This is a genomic window from Gluconobacter sp. P5B12 (genome assembly GCF_018812035.1).
Lineage (GTDB): Bacteria > Pseudomonadota > Alphaproteobacteria > Acetobacterales > Acetobacteraceae > Gluconobacter.
On the sequence record NZ_JACRVV010000007.1, the window covers coordinates 139,575 to 157,250 of the forward strand.

The 17,676-nt window shown below is 57.0% G+C and carries 16 protein-coding genes and 2 pseudogenes; 5 read left to right on the plus strand and 13 right to left on the minus strand.

Translation table 11 applies throughout. The features are described 5' to 3' along the window. Positions 1-2 precede the first annotated feature (2 nt). A pseudogene (locus KP702_RS16580) lies at positions 3-110 on the plus strand (IS5/IS1182 family transposase); the annotation flags it as partial. 422 nt (positions 111-532) lie between these two features. Here the strand turns inward: KP702_RS16580 and KP702_RS12730 are convergent. Next, positions 533-1,228 carry a VIT family protein gene (locus KP702_RS12730; RefSeq protein ID WP_215769110.1) on the minus strand — a complete coding sequence of 232 codons (696 nt, stop codon included), beginning with the start codon at positions 1,226-1,228 and terminating at the stop codon, positions 533-535. A gap of 195 nt (positions 1,229-1,423) precedes the next feature. On the opposite strand from KP702_RS12730, the gene KP702_RS12735 reads away from it, so the two are divergent. The 4 genes from KP702_RS12735 (at position 1,424) to KP702_RS16265 (ending at position 4,056) form a co-directional block, all read left to right on the plus strand. Then, the gene (locus tag KP702_RS12735; protein WP_062106092.1) at positions 1,424-2,020 is read left to right on the plus strand and encodes a cytochrome b; all 597 of its coding nucleotides are present in this window, start codon (positions 1,424-1,426) and stop codon (positions 2,018-2,020) included. Between the two features lie 33 nt (positions 2,021-2,053). Further along, positions 2,054-2,443: an RcnB family protein gene (locus KP702_RS12740; protein ID WP_062106094.1), complete on the plus strand. Its 390-nt coding sequence runs from the start codon at positions 2,054-2,056 to the stop codon at positions 2,441-2,443. Positions 2,444-2,580: 137 nt separating this feature from the next. Then, entirely contained in the window at positions 2,581-3,807 is a 1,227-nt protein-coding gene (gene chrA, locus KP702_RS12745; protein ID WP_062106096.1) for a chromate efflux transporter, read from the plus strand. A gap of 117 nt (positions 3,808-3,924) precedes the next feature. Continuing rightward, positions 3,925-4,056, plus strand: coding sequence for a hypothetical protein (locus tag KP702_RS16265; RefSeq protein WP_373687852.1), 132 nt, complete (start codon positions 3,925-3,927; stop codon positions 4,054-4,056). An 11-nt stretch (positions 4,057-4,067) separates the two neighbouring features. Here KP702_RS16265 and KP702_RS12750 read toward each other — a convergent pair whose 3' ends face one another. The 12 genes and pseudogenes from KP702_RS12750 to KP702_RS12805 form a co-directional block, all read right to left on the minus strand. Further along, on the minus strand, positions 4,068-5,429 hold the full coding sequence (locus KP702_RS12750) for a HAMP domain-containing sensor histidine kinase (protein ID WP_215769111.1): 1,362 nt from the start codon (positions 5,427-5,429) through the stop codon (positions 4,068-4,070). Continuing rightward, positions 5,426-6,094 (minus strand): response regulator transcription factor, encoded by a 669-nt coding sequence (locus tag KP702_RS12755; RefSeq protein ID WP_062106100.1) that lies wholly within the window; start codon positions 6,092-6,094, stop codon positions 5,426-5,428. Before KP702_RS12755 ends, KP702_RS12750 begins: the two co-directional genes overlap by 4 nt. Next, complete coding sequence (locus KP702_RS12760; RefSeq protein WP_215769112.1) at positions 6,091-9,168, minus strand: efflux RND transporter permease subunit; 3,078 nt, start codon at positions 9,166-9,168, stop codon at positions 6,091-6,093. The genes KP702_RS12755 and KP702_RS12760 overlap by 4 nt, the downstream gene beginning before the upstream one ends. A 7-nt stretch (positions 9,169-9,175) precedes the next feature. After that, a complete protein-coding gene (locus KP702_RS12765) occupies positions 9,176-10,261 on the minus strand; it encodes an efflux RND transporter periplasmic adaptor subunit (protein WP_252348720.1) in 1,086 nt (361 codons plus the stop codon). A 107-nt stretch (positions 10,262-10,368) separates the two neighbouring features. Next, positions 10,369-11,682 carry a TolC family protein gene (locus tag KP702_RS12770; RefSeq protein WP_215769113.1) on the minus strand — a complete coding sequence of 438 codons (1,314 nt, stop codon included), beginning with the start codon at positions 11,680-11,682 and terminating at the stop codon, positions 10,369-10,371. A 242-nt stretch (positions 11,683-11,924) separates the two neighbouring features. Then, positions 11,925-12,161, minus strand: a pseudogene (locus KP702_RS12775) (IS5/IS1182 family transposase); the annotation flags it as partial. Positions 12,162-12,845: 684 nt separating this feature from the next. Then, positions 12,846-13,262 carry a hypothetical protein gene (locus KP702_RS16270; RefSeq protein ID WP_252348721.1) on the minus strand — a complete coding sequence of 139 codons (417 nt, stop codon included), beginning with the start codon at positions 13,260-13,262 and terminating at the stop codon, positions 12,846-12,848. A 31-nt stretch (positions 13,263-13,293) separates the two neighbouring features. Continuing rightward, positions 13,294-14,121, minus strand: a complete 828-nt coding sequence (locus KP702_RS12785; RefSeq protein ID WP_215769114.1) for a sulfotransferase — start codon at positions 14,119-14,121, stop codon at positions 13,294-13,296. A gap of 448 nt (positions 14,122-14,569) precedes the next feature. Beyond that, entirely contained in the window at positions 14,570-15,964 is a 1,395-nt protein-coding gene (locus KP702_RS12790) for an efflux transporter outer membrane subunit (RefSeq protein WP_373687853.1), read from the minus strand. Further along, positions 15,961-16,857 carry an HlyD family secretion protein gene (locus KP702_RS12795; RefSeq protein WP_215769115.1) on the minus strand — a complete coding sequence of 299 codons (897 nt, stop codon included), beginning with the start codon at positions 16,855-16,857 and terminating at the stop codon, positions 15,961-15,963. Before KP702_RS12795 ends, KP702_RS12790 begins: the two co-directional genes overlap by 4 nt. Continuing rightward, the gene (locus KP702_RS12800) at positions 16,854-17,069 is read right to left on the minus strand and encodes a DUF1656 domain-containing protein (RefSeq protein ID WP_215769116.1); all 216 of its coding nucleotides are present in this window, start codon (positions 17,067-17,069) and stop codon (positions 16,854-16,856) included. Before KP702_RS12800 ends, KP702_RS12795 begins: the two co-directional genes overlap by 4 nt. Further along, positions 17,066-17,676, minus strand: a 611-nt coding sequence (locus KP702_RS12805) for an FUSC family protein (RefSeq protein ID WP_215769117.1), incomplete at its 5' end; no start/stop codon positions are given. The genes KP702_RS12805 and KP702_RS12800, both read right to left, overlap by 4 nt.

A 17,676-nucleotide genomic window follows, 5' to 3' on the forward strand; every position in this document is an offset into this window, starting at 1 on the left:
ATGTGGGGTCAGAACGGCGGGGCCGAATGGCCAGGATCAGCCGCAAAACGAAACGCTATCCGTCTGACATGACGGACGAAGAACGGGAGAAAATCCCACCGTTGAGGCCAAGCCATTGGTGCTATCGGCTCCTAGTTTCGGGTTATCACGTATTGGTTGATGGTTCTTGGTAATAACACTTGCTGTACGTTTTGAGCAGGGCGAGTGTGTTGTATCTTGGTTTTCTGCGCGAACGCGCTGATTAGCTTCCAGGAAGAGGAAACGGCGCATGTTGTATAGACCATATTTGTCCAGACGCTCGAGGCGGTATTGCTTATTTCCAGTTAGTCCTCGCGCAGCTTGGCGCCCTCACTGACTGCTGCATTAGTCGGTTTACCCTTCCAACTCTTAAGAATACGCCCATTCCGAATATCCACCTTTACTACCGTCCGCATAGGACAGAGCAATCTCCAGATCAGGTCGGAAGACCTCAAAACCACGGGTTTTTCGAGTCCTCTGATGAAGGGATCAAGAGCAAAGCCTCTGCCTCGCATTATACGCCGAACAGGTGTCCAATTCCACCAGTGACAATCATCGCCACAATGCCCCAGAACGTCACGCGCAGCGCCGGACGCAGGGGCGCTGCACCGCCGGCGACGGCACCTACGATCCCCAGAACGGCTAGAACCACAACGGACGTCAAAGAAACGCTCCAGGACACCCAAGAAACAGGGGCCAGAACAGCCGCCAAAACGGGCAGCACAGCCCCTGACGAAAAGGCAGAAGCCGAAGCGAAGGCCGCCTGGATGGGTCTGGCCGCTGTGGCTTCCGAAAGGCCCAGTTCATCTCGGGCATGAGCGCCGAGGGCATCATGCTGCATGAGGGCGACGGCCACCTTGTGGGAGAGATCTGCCTCCAGCCCACGCTGCTGATAGATCCCTGCCAACTCAGTCACTTCTCCGTCCCAGTCCGTGGCCAGTTCCTGTTTTTCACGGGCGATGTCGGCCTGTTCTGAATCCCGCTGGGAGCTGACCGAAACATATTCCCCGGCCGCCATGGAGAGGGCACCAGCCACAAGCGCGGATAATCCTGCGATGAGGATACTGCCGTGTGTCGCGTGAGAACTGGCAACACCAACAATCAGGCTTCCGGTGGAGAGTGTTCCATCATTGGCACCGAGGACGGCGGCGCGCAGCCAGCCCAGTTTCTCGACAGCATGACGTTCAGCGAGAGGATGAAGTCGCGACATAAGATTATCCGTTGGCAATCTGAATTGTGTTCAGGAATAGGTCTTCAATTTCCGCATGACAACAAATAATTAATTATAATACTGCGAGTTATTTTCAATAAAATTTATTATTTATCATGCCTTCTTGTTCAGGTTCCCGTCAGGTTTGATGTGATATGAATTATAGTTTCTTTACCATTATCTGGGAGAAAGTGCATGCCTGATGCGATGCCGGATATCACGCATACCCAGCGATATGACAGGCCGACGATTGCCCTTCACTGGGCAACTGCCTTTCTGGTGCTGTTTCAGTTTGCTCTCGGCGAAAGCTGGGGCTGGCCTGCAAAACCGGTTCATCATCTGATGGTCGTTGCGCATCTGACAGCGGGCATCCTGCTGACGGCCATCATGGGGTTCCGCATTGCCTGGCGCCTGACGAAAGGCCGACATTTATCCGACCTTCTGCGGCCGCTCGACCGTTTTTTGGCGCGGGGCGTGGAATATACGCTCTATGTGCTGCTTCTGGCTGAAATCGTGCTCGGCTACCTCTGGCGATGGGGGGCAGGGCAAGCCATGAGTTTTTTCGGTCTCCTGATGCCCTCACCATTTGTCCGCTTCCCCGCGCCACTTCTCCATTGGATTCAAAACATCCATCACTGGAACGGATGGTTGATTGTCGCGATTGCCACAGCGCATGGCATGGCGGCGATTTTCCATCAGGTCATTCTGAAAGACGGGGTTTTAGGACGCATGCTGCTGCGTGGAGATCAAGAAAGACGCCAATCCTCTGCTCACACAAAAGCCATAAGATAACGTTTCCTTCCTGAGCTTCATATGGAGATGCCTATGACAAAACGATTCCCGGCTGCTCTCCTGTCAGTCAGTCTGCTTATGACCTGTTCCACTGCCTATGCAGACCCTCCCTGGGCACGCGGAGGGCATGACCATGGTGGTGGCCATGACCATCATGGTGGGGGACATGGCTATGGCCACATGAAACACTGGCGGAGAGGCGACTATTATTCCGGTCCGCGTGAGCAGCGCTGGATGGTCAGTGACTGGCGCGGACGGCCGGGGCTTTGGGCACCTCCCGCGGGTTACTACTGGATGCAGTCAGGCGGACAGTATCTTCTGATGGCCGCAGCGACCGGTCTTATAGCAGGGGTTGTCGCAGCGATTGTTGGTTCCGCTGCGCCGGCCTACCCGACAGCACCGGGTTATGGTTCGCCTTATTGAGGGAGGGATGATTACGATTCCTCGCAAGAGTTATGCAGACTTTTTATGATTTCTGGAGTCGATCTGTCGGCATGGCGCTCTTAAAATGCACAATGATACCTGTCTCGAACCTGTCCGGAAGATAAGGGCTCAACCCGATGACCATTGTGCCCTGCGGCGCAGCGCCAGAACGTCAACGGACGGGCTCACCATGGGAAGTCCTGTTTATCTTCCTCAGGCTGGGCGTCACCTGCTTCGGCGGACCGATCGCGCATATCGGGTATTTCCGCGACGAATTTGTCGTCCGGCGCGGGTGGCTTGATGAGCGCGCCTATGCGGATCTCGTCGGGCTCTGTCAGTTTCTGCCCGGTCCGGCGAGCAGCCAGGTGGGATTTTCCATCGGTCTAATGCGGGCGGGGTATCTTGGTGGCGTCGCCGCGTGGACCGGCTTTACTCTGCCTTCGGCGTTCGCCCTTGTTCTCTTCGCCTATAGCGCGGGCGCACTCGGGGGGCCGATTGGCCTCGGTCTTTTGCATGGATTGAAACTCGTCGCCGTGGCGATCGTCGCACAGGCCGTGTGGGGCATGGCACGAACGCTTTGTCCGGATCGGGTGCGTGCATCCATCGCGGTGGTGGCCGCGCTCATCATTCTGTTTGTCACCTCGCCGTTTGCCCAAATCGGCGCTATTGCCATCGGGGGCGTTGTCGGCCTGTGGTTCTGTCGCACCATTTCGCCATCGGACAGCGGACATGTCGCCGTGCCTGTGTCGCGCCGTGTCGGGACGGCTGCGCTTCTGGCCTTCGGAGTGTTGCTCTTCACTCCTCCTGTTCTCGGCCAGCATGGTGCGCCGGGGGGATTTTCATTGTTCAATGCCTTCTACCGGTCTGGCGCACTCGTGTTTGGCGGCGGTCATGTGGTGCTGCCATTGCTCCATGAAGCCTTTGTGACACCAGGTCTGGTCAGTGACGATGCCTTTCTTGCCGGCTATGGCGCTGCACAGGCGGTTCCGGGACCACTCTTCACGTTTGCCGCCTATCTCGGTGTGATCGTCAAACTGCCACCCCACGGAGTAGCGGGCGCCTTCCTGGCTCTGCTCGGCATCTTTCTGCCAGGGATCCTGATCCTCATCGGTGTATTGCCGTTCTGGGATTCCTTGCGTAGTCGTCCAGCAGCACAGGCGGTCATGCGAGGTGTCAATGCCGCTGTGGTAGGCCTGCTGGGTGCCGCGTTATACACACCGGTCTGGACGAGCGCGGTCAAATCATCGGACGATTTTGGGCTTGTCCTTGTCGGCTTCGCTCTGCTGACGCTCTGGCGAGCGCCACCACTGGTCGTGGTCGCTATCAGTGCCGTGGGAGGAATTGTTTTGGGACAAGCTGCGTAGCGAAAAGTCAGGCATGGACTCTACTGGTCAACGTGGCATGCGAGATGTGAACACTTCGTCGTCTGTATTCTGTTGCAACACTCGGCAGACGCTAGGGCGTCTGGGAAATTTGTTCGGATGATTGCCGGGAGGGCGGGAAAATCGGCTGAACTGCAAACTGCCATGATTGATGCGACCTATCGCAAGGTGCACCGCATGGCTTCGAGCCTGCAACTCCTATGGGAAAGAGGTTTGCGTTCCGGAATTTGATGGATAGAGCGTCAGAGTTTCTGGTCTGTTCGGATGCACTCTTTGATCTCGCTGACTCGCAATCGAACTGTTACCAGAACGCCTCTGGCTGTTCCAGGAATAGGTGAACTCACCGTCATGTCAGCATGCAGTTGCTGTGATATCTGCCGCGCGATCGCCATACCGAGACCGCTGCCTTCGGCGTCTGTCTTCCCTCTGACGAAAGGCTTCTCCATATCCCGAAGAACCTCAGATGTAAGTGGCTCACAATCATTATAGATCAGAACTTCATAATCCGGCGTGACGATCACACTGACCGGGTGAGCAGATGAACCGTGAAGAACGGCGTTTTCGAGGAGATTACGGAACAGGATGCCTGTTGCATCCATATCGCCCCGGATCATGAGATGAGATAACCCTGAAAGTTCAATCGCCCGGCCTTTTTCCCGCTTAAGCTCCTCCGCCAGGAACCGGATGACAGGCACCAGATCGAACATGCTTCCGGTCAGAGCGATCCCCGATGTCGCTCGTGAAAGTTGAAGCAGCTTTTCCATCATCCTGCCAATTCTGCGAGCCTGCTGCAGGATGATCGTTGCCCGCTCTTCATAGTCTGATCCCACAAGAAAATTCCTGAGAACCTGAACCTGAGCAAGAAGCGCGCCCACCGGATTGCGCAATTCATGAGCTGCGTTGGTGGCAAAGGCACGCTCGGTCGAAAGCGCCATTTTCAGACGTTCCAGCAGGAGATTGACGGCCGAGTGAATGGCCACAAGTTCTTCGGGAAGATCCAGTGGCGGAACAGGGGCCAGATTTGATCCGCCCCGGCTCCTGATTTCCTGCTGAAGGCTGGTCAGGGGGCGCATGGCACGACGGACCCGCCACCGGACCAGAAGCCAGATCGCCGGGAAAAAGACCACCATTGGCAGCACTGAAATCAGAATAGCCCGCCTGACGGCTTCATTTCTGTGAAAAGTCGGCTCGCCCACCAGAATGTAATGGTGACCAGACGCTGATGGCACGACATACACCCTGAATAACGGGATGTTGTAAAATCCTGACTTCAGGCGTGGTACGAACAGCGTCTCCGGCGCGTTCTGCGACCTGACCTCAAGGCGCCCCCCCGTTGAAGCGATTTGATAGGCCAGTGTCCGCCGGCTCACTCCGGGAAGCTGCGCGATCTGACCACCCGAGGTGGCGGAACCCGGACCGGTTCTGTCCAGCTCACTAATGACAAACTCCAGGCGTTCGGCCACTTCCTGTAGCGAGTTGTCGAGGCGCTCCGTGACTTCGTAGCGGGTAAAGGCCGCGACAAGAATACTGAGAATTACCAACGCGCCGAGCACGATGATCAGTGTCCCGGAGACGATACGGGACGCCAGGCTCCAGCGCTTCATCGGACCGTATTTCCCGCGAGACTGTAGCCTCTGCCCCTGACCGTCACGATCAGACCAGGCCCGGTCTTCTTCCGTATCCTGCTGATGAAAACTTCAATGGCGTTACTTTCCACGTCGTCACTGAGGCCATAAAGAGCATCTTCAATCTGCTCGCGGCTGCACAGCGCGCCCGGACGGCGGGCAAGAAGTTCGACGATGGCCCATTCGCGCGCGGACAGGTCGATCGTCTGGCCGTCGCGTTCAAGCTGACGGCGCGCGAGGTCGATCCCGATAGTGCCTACCATGACCACATTGTCCGGCAGGGCTGCGTAGCGTCTGGCGACAGCATCGATACGGGCGACGAGTTCGTCGAGATCGTAAGGTTTGACGATATAATCATCAGCACCTTCGGACAGTCCCGCGATCCTGTCACTGACCTGATCCTGAGCTGTCGTGATCAGGATGGCCAGAGATGAACGGTCCCTCCGGATCTCGCGTAGGAGATCCCGGCCATGACCATCCGGAAGTCCGAGATCGAGCAGCAGGAAATCATAGGAAGAGGCGCGCAGGGCGGCACGGGCATCGGTCAGGGTTCTGAACCAGTCGACGACATGCCCGGCCTGGCGGACGCGGTCTCTTACCGCCGAGCCCAGGGCGGGTTCATCTTCGATAATTAGGATTTTCATGATGTACGATTTTTCATGATACGCGCGTATAGTGAGGGGAGCACAAGCAGCGTTAGGAGTGTCGAGGAGATCAGACCACCGATTACGACCGTGGCGAGGGGGCGCTCGACCTCGGCGCCGGCACTGGTTGAGACCGCCATGGGGATGAAACCCAGACTGGCGACCAGAGCCGTCGCCATGACCGGCCGGAAACGTTCTTCCGCGGCTTCATACGCGGCACGCGCAGCCTCCCGGCCCGCCATACGCAGGGAATTTATGGCGGTGATGAGTACCACGCCGTTCAGCACAGCCACACCGAACAGGGCAATGAAGCCGATCCCGGCGGAGACGCTGAATGGCAGGCCACGCAGAGCGAGAGCCAGGATGCCACCTGTCGCGGCTACTGGCAGGTTGACGAAAACAAGCCCCGCCAGCCAGACGGAATTCAGTGCAACAACAAGCAGGGCAAAAATCAACACCAGTGCAATCGGTACGACAACTTCCAGACGCGCCATGGCCGAGCGCAGATTCTGGAACTGGCCCGCCCACACGATGCGATAACCGGGAGGCAGGATGACTTTCCTGCTGACCACCTTCTGCGCCGCAGCAACAAAGGAACTGAGGTCACGCCCGCGTACATTGGCCTGCACGATCAGGCGGCGGCGGATATTGTCCCGGCTGATACGGGGAGGGCCATCCTGCACCGTGACCTTTGCGATCTCTGAAAGCAGGACCGCGCCCCGCCCATCGGCGCGGCGTATCCTCAGGCGGGCGATCTGGTCGCGTGTGGCCGCCTGGGCAGGATCGAAACGGACCTGCGTGCTGATCAGGGCGTTACCAACTGTGACGGGCCGTCCAATATGACCGCCGACCGCTTCAACCACGTTTAGAAGCTCCTGCTGGGAAATACCCAGCCGTGCCGCCTTCCGACGATCAATGTCGATATGGATGAAAGCAACGGTACCGTCTCCCTGTGGAGCCACATCAGCCGCGCCGGGAATGGTTTTCATGACACTGGCGACCCTGTCCCCCAGACGCGCCAGCGTAGCGAGATCATCGCCATAGATCGAGACGGCAATCTGCGTTCTGACACCGGACAGGAGATCATCCATCCGCATCTGCACAGGCTGGCTCCATGACTGCTCCATTCCGGGCAGTTCAGTGCTCAGCACCTGACTCATCGCCGTGACGAGCCCCTCCTGTGTATGCGCCGTGGTCCACTGTGATGGTGACTTCAGAAAGATGAAACTGTCTGTCTCGTTAACACCCATCGGATCAGTAGGAATGGCCGATGTTCCCGTATTGCTGACAACGCTGGTGACCTCGGGAAAGCGGCGCAGGATACGTTCCTGGAGACTGACTTCCTTCAGGGCTTCGGGCAGCGAAATGCCTGGTAGTCGTGTCGTTGTTACCGTCAGGGCACCCTCGTCGAGAGACGGAATGAACTCGCCACCCAGATGCAGGCCAAGCCAGACAGAAAAAGCAAAAATCGCAAAAGTCGTGCCAAACAGGGTCCGTGGCCGGTTTTCACACCAGCTCAACAGGGGACCATAACCACGACGAAGAAAGGCAACCAGACGGGTATCTTCGTGACGGCCAGCAGACTTCATCGCCAAAGCCGCAATCACCGGTATCCCGACAACACAGTAGAGCAGTGAGGCCAGAAGAGCCATGATGACCGTCTGCGCCATGGGCCGGAACATCTTGCCCTCGATATCCTGCAATGTCAGGATCGGCAGATAAACCATCACAATGACAAGAATGCCGAAACTCACGGGCCTGAGAACTTCAGTTGCCGCCGAGACCACGAGGGTAGCCAGCGGCGTATTCTGTCCGCTGACCTGGTCACGCGCACGATGGGTCATGAGATTTTCGACCACGACGAGGGAACTGTCGACGATCATGCCGAAGTCGATGGCACCGAGGCTGAGCAGATTGGCGGAAATCCCGAACCATCGCATACCGGCCATGGCGCAGACGAGCGCAAACGGAATGACGGAGGCAATGACCAGTGACGCCCGCCAGTCACCGATGACCACGATCAGAACACTGATGACCAGAAGTGCTCCAACGACAAGATTTTCCTTCACCGTCCGGATGGTGCTGTCTGTCAGCGTCGAACGCACGTAATAAGGATCAAGCGTCGCACCTTTGGGGAGAGACTGACGAATGCCGGGAAGGGCGGCATTAATGGCTGTCAGCGTGGCGTCGGAACTCCCTCCCATGCGCATCATGATGACGCCGATGACAATCTCGCCCTGACCATCCCGCGTGACGGCACCTAGGCGTGTTCTCGGTCCCATGGAAATGCGTCCGACATCCCGTAGAAAGATTGCGGAACCATTGGCGTTGGTCCGGACCGGAATGGACCCGAAGTCATCAAGTGAACCGATCAGCCCGCGTCCGACAACGATCTGCTGTTCCTCTCCATGCTCGATCCAGCCGCCGCCCGATGCGGAGTTGTTACCGTCCACCGCCCGGAAAACGTCATCGACCGACACACCGAGTGCAAGGAGGCGCGCCTGATCGAGAGCCACCTGAAACGTCTGTTCCGCGCCACCATTCACGTTCACGTCCACGACGCCCGGAACCAGCTTCAGTTGCGGGGCGACAGTCCATGTCATCAGACGGTTCAGATCCATCAGCGAATAACCATCGCCCTTGATCTGCAACTGCATGATCTCACCAAGACCTGTGGCGAGCGGACCGATATTCACGCTGACCCCCGGCACGGATATCGTGCCTCTTGCCTGCTGAATCCGTTCTTCCACACGGGCGCGATCGAGATTGATATCCGTCTCATCCGCGAACTGGACGTAAACGACCGAGACGCCGGAGCGGGAGACCGAGCGTAGATCGGTCATGTCCGGGATTCCCGCCATGCTGGCCTCGATCGGAAAGGTGATCAGCCGCTCGACTTCCTCCGTGGCGAGGCCCGGAGCAACGACAGAAACGAGAACTTGACGCGGTGAAATGTCGGGCACGGCTTCCACCGGAAGGCCCCGGACGATGACACAACCGGCAATAAACGTGAGACACAGAATTCCAAGGACCAGCCAGCGCCGGGACTGGAAAGCAGAAAGAAAGGCCCGCATGGTCAGATCAGCCCCCACCATCCGCATCTGACACCAACATCGCAGCCTTCAGGGCAAATGCCCCATGTGTCACGATTTTTTCACCCGGAGAAAGACCGGTTGTGATGACTGATTGCCCGTTACCCGCAGCACCAACGTGAACTTCGCGCGGCCTGAACTGATTCGGGCCCACAGATACGAACACGGTGCTGACGCCGTTGATCTCCGTGAGCGCGCTTTCGGGCACAATGATTCCCGTTGTCTTTTCGCGTAATGGCAGCTGTGTATTGAGGAACATGCCTGGGTGCAGACGGCCATCCGGATTGGGTGTCCGGCTGATGACGCGAACGAGTCCGGTGGTCGGGTCCGCGAGGTCGCTGATAGACGTGATCCTCGACGTCAACAGTGTCGTCCCGGTATCCGATACGAGTTCAGTGGTTTGTTCGCCGCCCTCGACCACCTGCGCGGCATCCTGAGGCAGGATGTCAGAGACAATCCATACCGAGGACATGTCTGTCAGACCCATCAGTTCCGTCGCGGGGGAGACGTCGTCTGCAACACCGACGAACACGTTCTGCACTTCCGCTGTGGTCGGTGCAATGATTGACGATGTCTCATCCTGTGGGTCAGTCTGGGCCTTATCTGATTCCGTAACGGAATTGTATTCTTCTTCAAGCTGATGTTTCAGCGTATCGACATCGGCCTGTCGGGCAATAACGTCGTCTCTTGCCGCCTGGAATACGGCCAGACGACGTTTGGTCTCTCCTGCGGCAACCGTCGTTCCTTCCAGTTCATGCCCCCGGCGGTAGGCTGCCGACGCATTCTGGGAAGCCGCCTGAGCTGTCGCCAGTGCAGCCTGTGCTCTTGTCATTTCAAGACGGACCAGATGCAGCGAATGATCCTGATAGGTGAGAAGCGTCTCCCCCTTGCGCACATGCTGACCGGGCACGACAGCAATGTGCAGAACTTTACCGGACCCCGCCGGATGAATGCGGACAACATGACCTGCCTCTGCGGTGACGGTTCCCATTGCATCCAGGATTTTTCCGAGCGTACCGCTCTTCGCGATCGCGATAACCAAAGCAGAATTACTCTGCGCTGCGTCTCCGATCATGATAACCGGCGCCCTTTCGGCGGCCCATACAGGCCGCTCAGTGACGCTAAAAATGACGGCGGTACATAGCAAGTATCTCCAGTTCTTCATGGCGGCGGGTAAGAAAATCACTGGAATTCTCCTGCTGCGATCAGTGTGCGTATGATGGCGGCGTGCCAGGCGACTTCTGCCTGATTGCGAAGTTGCAGGGCATTGTAGGCGGCGGATCTGGCCCGCAGCAGTTCGAGCAGCGATGTCTCACCGGCCCGCCACGACCGGCTCATCTCATTTGCGCGGCTGTTCATGCTATCTGCGGACAGAACCGAATTTCTGAATATGTCTTTTGTAGCCGTCAGATGAGAAAAAACCTGGGCCAGTTCCTGCCTGACATTGCGGCGGGCCTGCTGCTCCTGGCTGACAGCGGCAGCCAGCTTGTTCCTGGCGTCCGCTTTCATGGGGACGTCGCGGACATCGCTGGGGAGCGGGATGGAAACTGTTACACCCACGCGGTCGTCCCACGGACTGCCATACTGCTTTTCGTGAATCGCAGCCACACCGATTTCCGGGTTTGGCATGAAGGAGGTTTTGGCGAGATGCAGGCCCGCTTCTGCCGTATGCACGGCCTGACGGGCGGCCCTGACCCGGGGATCATTATCTTCGAGAGCCTGGGTGGGTGTGTGTCCGTCACGCGCTAATGCCACATTGTCAAAAGAGAGAATATCGGGGACGGCCGGGCGACCCAGTAAGATACGAAGCGCTGACGTTGCTGTCTCGACCTGTTCTTCCGCCAGAGAATATTCACTAGCCGCATTTGCGATTTCGGATGCGACGACCTGCTGATCGGCAAGGGTCATCTCTCCAGTGTGCATCCCACGGGTTACAGAGGTCTGGATTTTCTCCAGCGTCTCTTTCTGGATGCGTGCGATTGCCAGTCGGCGCTCAGCTATGATGACGCTGGCTGATGTATCCAGAACCCTCATGGCTACCGCCATCCGCGCCACATGCTGCCGTTCCTGTATGGTCAGCGCTTCCGCTCTGGCGACCTCGACGGTAGCGCTGCCTTGTCCCGGCAGCCAGAGTGGCACAGACACGCCCCCCTGGTAGGTTGTGTATCCTTCATTGCTACCTACCGCATGATCATCGAAATACTGCGCTGAAACAGTCGGGCCGCCAGCAAACCAGGAACCGGCTGCTCTAGCCCGTGCCGATGTTGATCGGTAGTTCGTATTCAGTTCGGCCCGACCGGGATCGGTAGACCACGCGGCTTCAACGGCTTGAGCGAATGTGATATTTTCTGCTTTGGCTTCTGAAAATATACTGAAAGGAAATAAAATTAATGAAAAAACAAAAATAATATAAGATATATTTGAAGATCCCAGGTATATACTTATTTTATTCGATATTAACGAGGAATTAAGATAATAAGTATTACGAACAAGCATAAATCTATGCCACCTGTATGTATCATCACACGAAATAACCGCGATATGATCGATACCATACCAGCTGAAGCTGACAGCATCCTGAACGGCATTACTGAAATGTAGCCATCTGGAGGAATCGAGGAACCATTGGTTGATGCTCCTGGCTCCTGATTTCTGAGTTTTGGCGTGCTGATTGATGGCTGCCGTGGTGGCGTTCGCTCTGCGTCTGTCGCATAGCGGAGGGCCTTGGCTCTGGATTGCTACGTAGCGACGTTGATCTGTTCCACGAAGAGGAAGCGGCGCATATTGTAGACGATATTGGCTAGCCCAATCCTCATGGTGGCTCGCGTTATGCCCACAGTCCGGACGAACAGCCAAGTCTGTGACTTCTGGTCAGAAAAGACATGCTCGTCACGCGAGTGGATAGCGGATTTTCCAGTATTGGACCGTTGGATGTGCCGGGGCATGGGTTTGAGATGCAGCTTTTTCCTGTGGATGAAGGGGGAAAGGCGGTATGAGCGAACTAAGAAGTGGAACGTTGCGGGATCTCACGGAATATAAAACAGCGGTTTTACCGGTGTGAAGCGCTGCGGTTCTTTGTCGCTGCATCTCTGATGCGGAGTTGTCTGCACCGCTTTCTTTTCAGAGGCAGGGACAATCAATCTAGAACCTAAGCGACAAGTTGATAGCGCTTAGGTAATGTTCTTTACTGCACTTTGAAATAAGCTGAATAATAGCGAGTACAGCAACAAAACCTTAAGAGCCGCTCGCCCCAAAAATCTCGAGGGCCTCCACGTAAGACACCCTAACGCTTCCAAAAGGTCATTCTCTGCTTTTTTTCTGGAATCGTCCCCCTCCCCACCCCTATGTCCGTTAATTTCTATTATCGGACATAGGGGGTGGAGCACAAAAAAGACCCACAAAGATCTATTCGAGGCGTGTTCCACAGACGCTCATGCAAGGACAACGTCTGCTGCCGGAAAGCCAGTCTGATCGTCTCTGGCCCTCTTTGCGAGAGACATTCCAACTCACGCAGGTCTGTAACTATTCTGAGGCTCGCGGCTGACTTGGGGGGGTAAACGGAAAGTCGGCTTTGTGGCGTCAATCTTCGGAAGCGGACGCCTTTTCCAGCCGCGACACGGTTTCAGCGCGGTTGCATAAGGAACCAACTGGCAAAGCATTCACCAGTGAATACGAACGCCTCCTGTCACTGCTGCTGACCCTCCTGCGGCCCCCTGTATCGTATCTCGATGGCCACCGAAAAAGCTGGCTGTGAGGTCCACACCAGGAAGGGATTTCACAGGATACGAAAAGGTTGTTGTGATGCCCTTTTCCTCAAAGAGTGGGGATTGGCTCGCTCGCTCAATGTCGAGCGGACCAATTTTAGAAAGTTGGGACAAATCTGCAGGAAGCAATTGAGCCTTTGGTGTAATGTCCCTTCTTTTCTTCTCAATTACTGCCCTAAAATCCTGAAATCCGGCCTTACCGCTTAATTCTGAGGGCATTGGTAATACTTGTTTTGCTTTTGGCGGCATGAAGTAAGGCGTAGGGTCGGCATATGATATTGCTGGCTCAAGAAGCCATAACGTCACAACCATCCCTCGCAGCCCCCGAGATCGTAAATATAGTCTAGGCAATGATCTGTGCCTTTGACTGGAGATGAAGAGATGCCTCTCGCCAAAACATGCCGCCTTGCATCCGTGCGACAACATCCGGCGGAAGAATACAATGTCGCCTTTCATGACTAACGACCGGACGTATCCTGTGCAAATCCGGAGTTCCAAGCAGACTGTCGAAGGCTTCTGCATCCCTGTTCGTGACATTGTTCAGATCATATGAATACGCGGGCAGACCGAGACACCGTGTCAGTTTTTCAAGGGCCTGACGCGGATTGGTAGCTAGTGTCTGGTAATCCACAAGAATAAGCTTATCGGCAAAGGGACCGTGAAAAGCCTCCATCAGAACCCGCCAAGCGTATCCAAAAACACCTTCCCGAGACAGCAGATGATCGAGACGGTCATGCTGCGTGCTTCGTTGAGTGATAGGGACAAGTCGTGACGATAAAATGGGATCTCGCACAATGAGGCGCTCAAGAGAGTCAAGGATCCAGACAGGATCACGCACGCAGCAGATCACGCGCGCTTTCGGGTAGAGCCGGTCGATCAAGGCAAGTCGCGTACACCATTCCCTGCTCGTATCCAGGACAATTTGACCGGGCTGTGGATGATAATAATCCTCTAAAACGCCTCGGAGCAGACGCTTGCGTTGCTCCTCAGAAAAATCAGAAGCGTACTCCCCCTCGGCCATCAGACCCGATAGTCGAATGATCATGGGAGCGACAGGCGATATTCGGCCATGCGCGAGCACTTTTGGATTTTGACTCAGAAGCGCGGCCAAAAGTGTCGAACCGGCCCGGGGGAGACCAGAAATGAAGTGAACAGGTGACGATGCGGTCATGGAGGGTGGTGTATCTCGGTTAGAGGAGCCAGGATCTCCGACCGCTAGGACACCAAACCGCATTGTATCAATACGTTGCGAAAGACACTTACGTGCGCCTTAAATGCAACAGTCAATATTTGTTCTTATTTTTCGCGTGCGCCCTTAAGATTTTAAAACTGTTATGTGCTGTTTTGGCAACTTCTGAACTTTTATGTCGGTTTGTGTCCTCTAGCTAGCGCTGAGAAAAACATCCGTTTCCCGACAGGGCCTGCATCTGCAATCGCACTCATGGGTGTGAATGTTCACGCTAAACGGCCGGTTTTTCATCACGCTATATGGCCACCTTTGGCCAGCTATGGGGGGGAGGCAGACTGTCCGCTTCCAGCGCAGGAATACTCGGAAGAAGACATCGACTGTCCTCAACGAGAGCTCTAAACGCGGCACACAATATCCAGACAGACCACTATCACTCCCAACCACCGCCGAGCGTCTGGAACAGATCAATCTGCCGATCAACAAGTTCGATCCGGGTGGATGACAGGCGTGCCTGGGCGTCGGCGTAATTTGCTTGCGCGTTAAGGACGTCGAGGAATGGCGTGCGGCCGAAGCGTTGCAGTGTTTCGGCATCGGCGCTCGCCTTGCCGGCGGAGTTCGCCGCCCGCTCTAGGTCTCCCAGACGCTCACATGTTTGCATGTAGACAGACAGTGCGGTCTCGGTCTGTTTTAATGCAAGTAGAATCGTTCCATCGAACGTACCAAGCGCGGCATGGGCTTCTGCTCCAGCCTGCGCGATACGCGCGTTTGCCAATACCCGGTTAGGGAACGACCATGAGACCAATGGACCGACGCTCAAACCGAACGACGATAACGTCAGGGCATGCGTGATCGACGTGGTACTCCCCACCGAGCCGCCAAGGCTGACCTGGGGATAGAGATCGGCTTCGGCGACGCCGATGCCGGCCGTCGCCGCGGCGAAAAGGCGTTCTGCCTTTCTGATGTCGGGGCGACGCCTCAATAGCGCGGCTCCGTCGCCAACCGGCAGCGGGAGCGTAAGCGACGGAATAGTAGTGCATGGCTCCAGATCGCGCGGATAGTCCGATGGAATGCGCCCCATGACGGCGGCCAATGCGAATAACGCTGTTTTCTGATCAGCGAGGATGGCTGGAATGGCGGCTTCGCTGGCGAATGTTGCCGTTCGCGCGCGTTCACTGTCAAAGCGCGTGCCGCGTCCCTCGCCGGCCATACGCAACGCGACATCAAGTGTCGCGCGCTGAATGGCAACAACGTGCCTCGCGGCGGCCAGCGCTACGCCATCAGCACAAACGCGGGCATAATTGCGCGTGACAGTGGCGGCTACGATCACACGCACCTGGTCGCGCGCTGCCTGCGCCGCCTCTGACTGAGCGTTCGCCTCTTCGATTGCGCGATGGATGCCTCCCGCCAGGTCGAGAGGATAACTGACGTTCATACCCAACGCGTAGCTGAAAGGCGCTGGCAGAAACCGGGTCGGACCTCCGATCCGCGAGCCAGTAGTTTGCCCACTGAGATCCGTAGTTACGGTACGGGCTGCCTCTGCTTCGCGTACAAGCGCGTCAGCTCTCCCGAGATTGGCCTCTGCGGTGCGAAGATCCGTGTTTGCAGCCAGCGCCTCGGCGACGAAGGCGTCGAGCCGGGCATCCTCGTAGAGATGCCACCAATGCGGTGGCAGGGGCGCCGGGACCACGCCGTCGTTCCTGCCGCCAAGGAGCGCTTGCGTCACTCCAGGGCGATTGGCAAAGGCCATTTCGGGAACACGATAATCCGGCCCAGCAACGCAGCCCGTCATCAGAAGCGCCATACATAGGGCAAAAATAGATCTCACAGGTGCCTCCCAACCACGCTTAAGGGTGTAGAGGGCAGGATTTCCACCGTCGCTGTTCGTCCTGCGATCAGCTTCGTGCCCGCTGGTACGCGGTCTATGTGCAGACGGACAGGAATGCGTTGAGCGAGCCGCACCCATGAGAATGTTGGCGAGACTTTGGGCAGAAGATTTCCGGTGTTGTCGCGCTGGTCGTCGGCGATTGCGGCGGCAATGCTCTCGACATGACCGACGATATCGGCATCGTCTCCCATCAGATGGATGCGCGCGCGATCGCCGATGGAGACACTGCGCAGTTTGGTTTCTTCGAAATACCCTTCCACGCGCAACGTCTCGGCGTCCACCAGTGCCATGGCTTGGACGCCAACGGCCAGATAATCACCAGGATGAAGGTCGAGATTGGTGACGGTGCCCCCGACTGTTGCGCGGATTTCAGTGCGCTGCATGTCAATCTGGGCCACGTCGCGGTCAGCGAGTGCGCGCGTCAGCGCTGCCTCCGCTGTCCTGACCTTTGCAATGTTCTGCTCGTGCGCTTCCATCGCGACGAGATCGCGCAACGCCAGGTCGCGCCGCGCCTCCTTGCGCGCCAGATCGAGTTGCGCCCTTGCCTCCGTTATGGCGGCCTCTGCACGTCCGAGCGCCGCGGCCCGACGCGGTCGATCAAGGACGATCAGGAGCTGTCCGGGGCGCACCACCTGATTGTCATGGACCAGAACCTGGGTGATGAGACCGCCAATATCGGTCGAAACCCGTACGACGTCAGTCCGTACGTGGCCATCACGGGTCCAGGGCGTGCGCTGATTGCGTTCCCACAGATGGAGCGCGACGGCCGTAGCGATGGCGACGGACCCAAGCGTCAAGGCATGGCGGCCCAGAAAGGTGAGGAGGAATTTCATGGGAGGGGTCCAATGATGGAGAGACCCTGCGCGAGCAGGCTGAACAGGATGGTGAAGACGGCAAGTTCGACGAGCGACCGGATAGAAAACACTCTCCACGCGCCGAGGGCGGTGAGCAGACGTAGCAGCGCAACGGTGGTTACCAAGGCGATGCAGGCGCCCCCCAACAAGCCGGGAACAAAGACGCCACTGATGCAGAGGTCTGGAATCATGCTCTAGCCTCGCTGTTTTGGACGGAAGAAAGCGCGAAACGCAGGTCGATGAGTGGATCAAGCAGGTGATGGTGCGCGTCCGTTCCGATGACAGTGCGCGCGATCAGCTCTTCAACCTGCGTATTCAGTTCGTCGACCGATGGTGAACCTCTGTCGAAATGGTGCACGAGATCGAGCAGCAGCGCCTGGATGGCACTGAGGGGCTCACTTTCCAACTGGTCGAGGTGCTCGCGAAGACGGCTTACTGCGTGACCAGTGCGAAGGTCCCGCACGATCATGTCGATCGTCTCCGTTGTCGGCCGCGCAGAAAGACTTAGACGGGGTCGCAGAAGGGCGATGCGATCGATTGTCAGATTGGTCCAGACGGCTTCGGCGGAAACCCTGCTTCGGACGCGATAGGCCGCGTCTCGGCGGCCGAGCCGCAGCAACCGGTTGATCGCGGTATCTGGGGAGACGGTCTGGAACAACGTCATAGTTGCCGCTCCGAAACCAACTCCCATCAACAGAGCGATGCTACTATTGATGGCTTCAGCGAAGTCTCCGCCATAAACAGGACCCAACCCGACGAGGATCGGGACAGTCAGCGTGATGCCGAGCGCCATGAAGG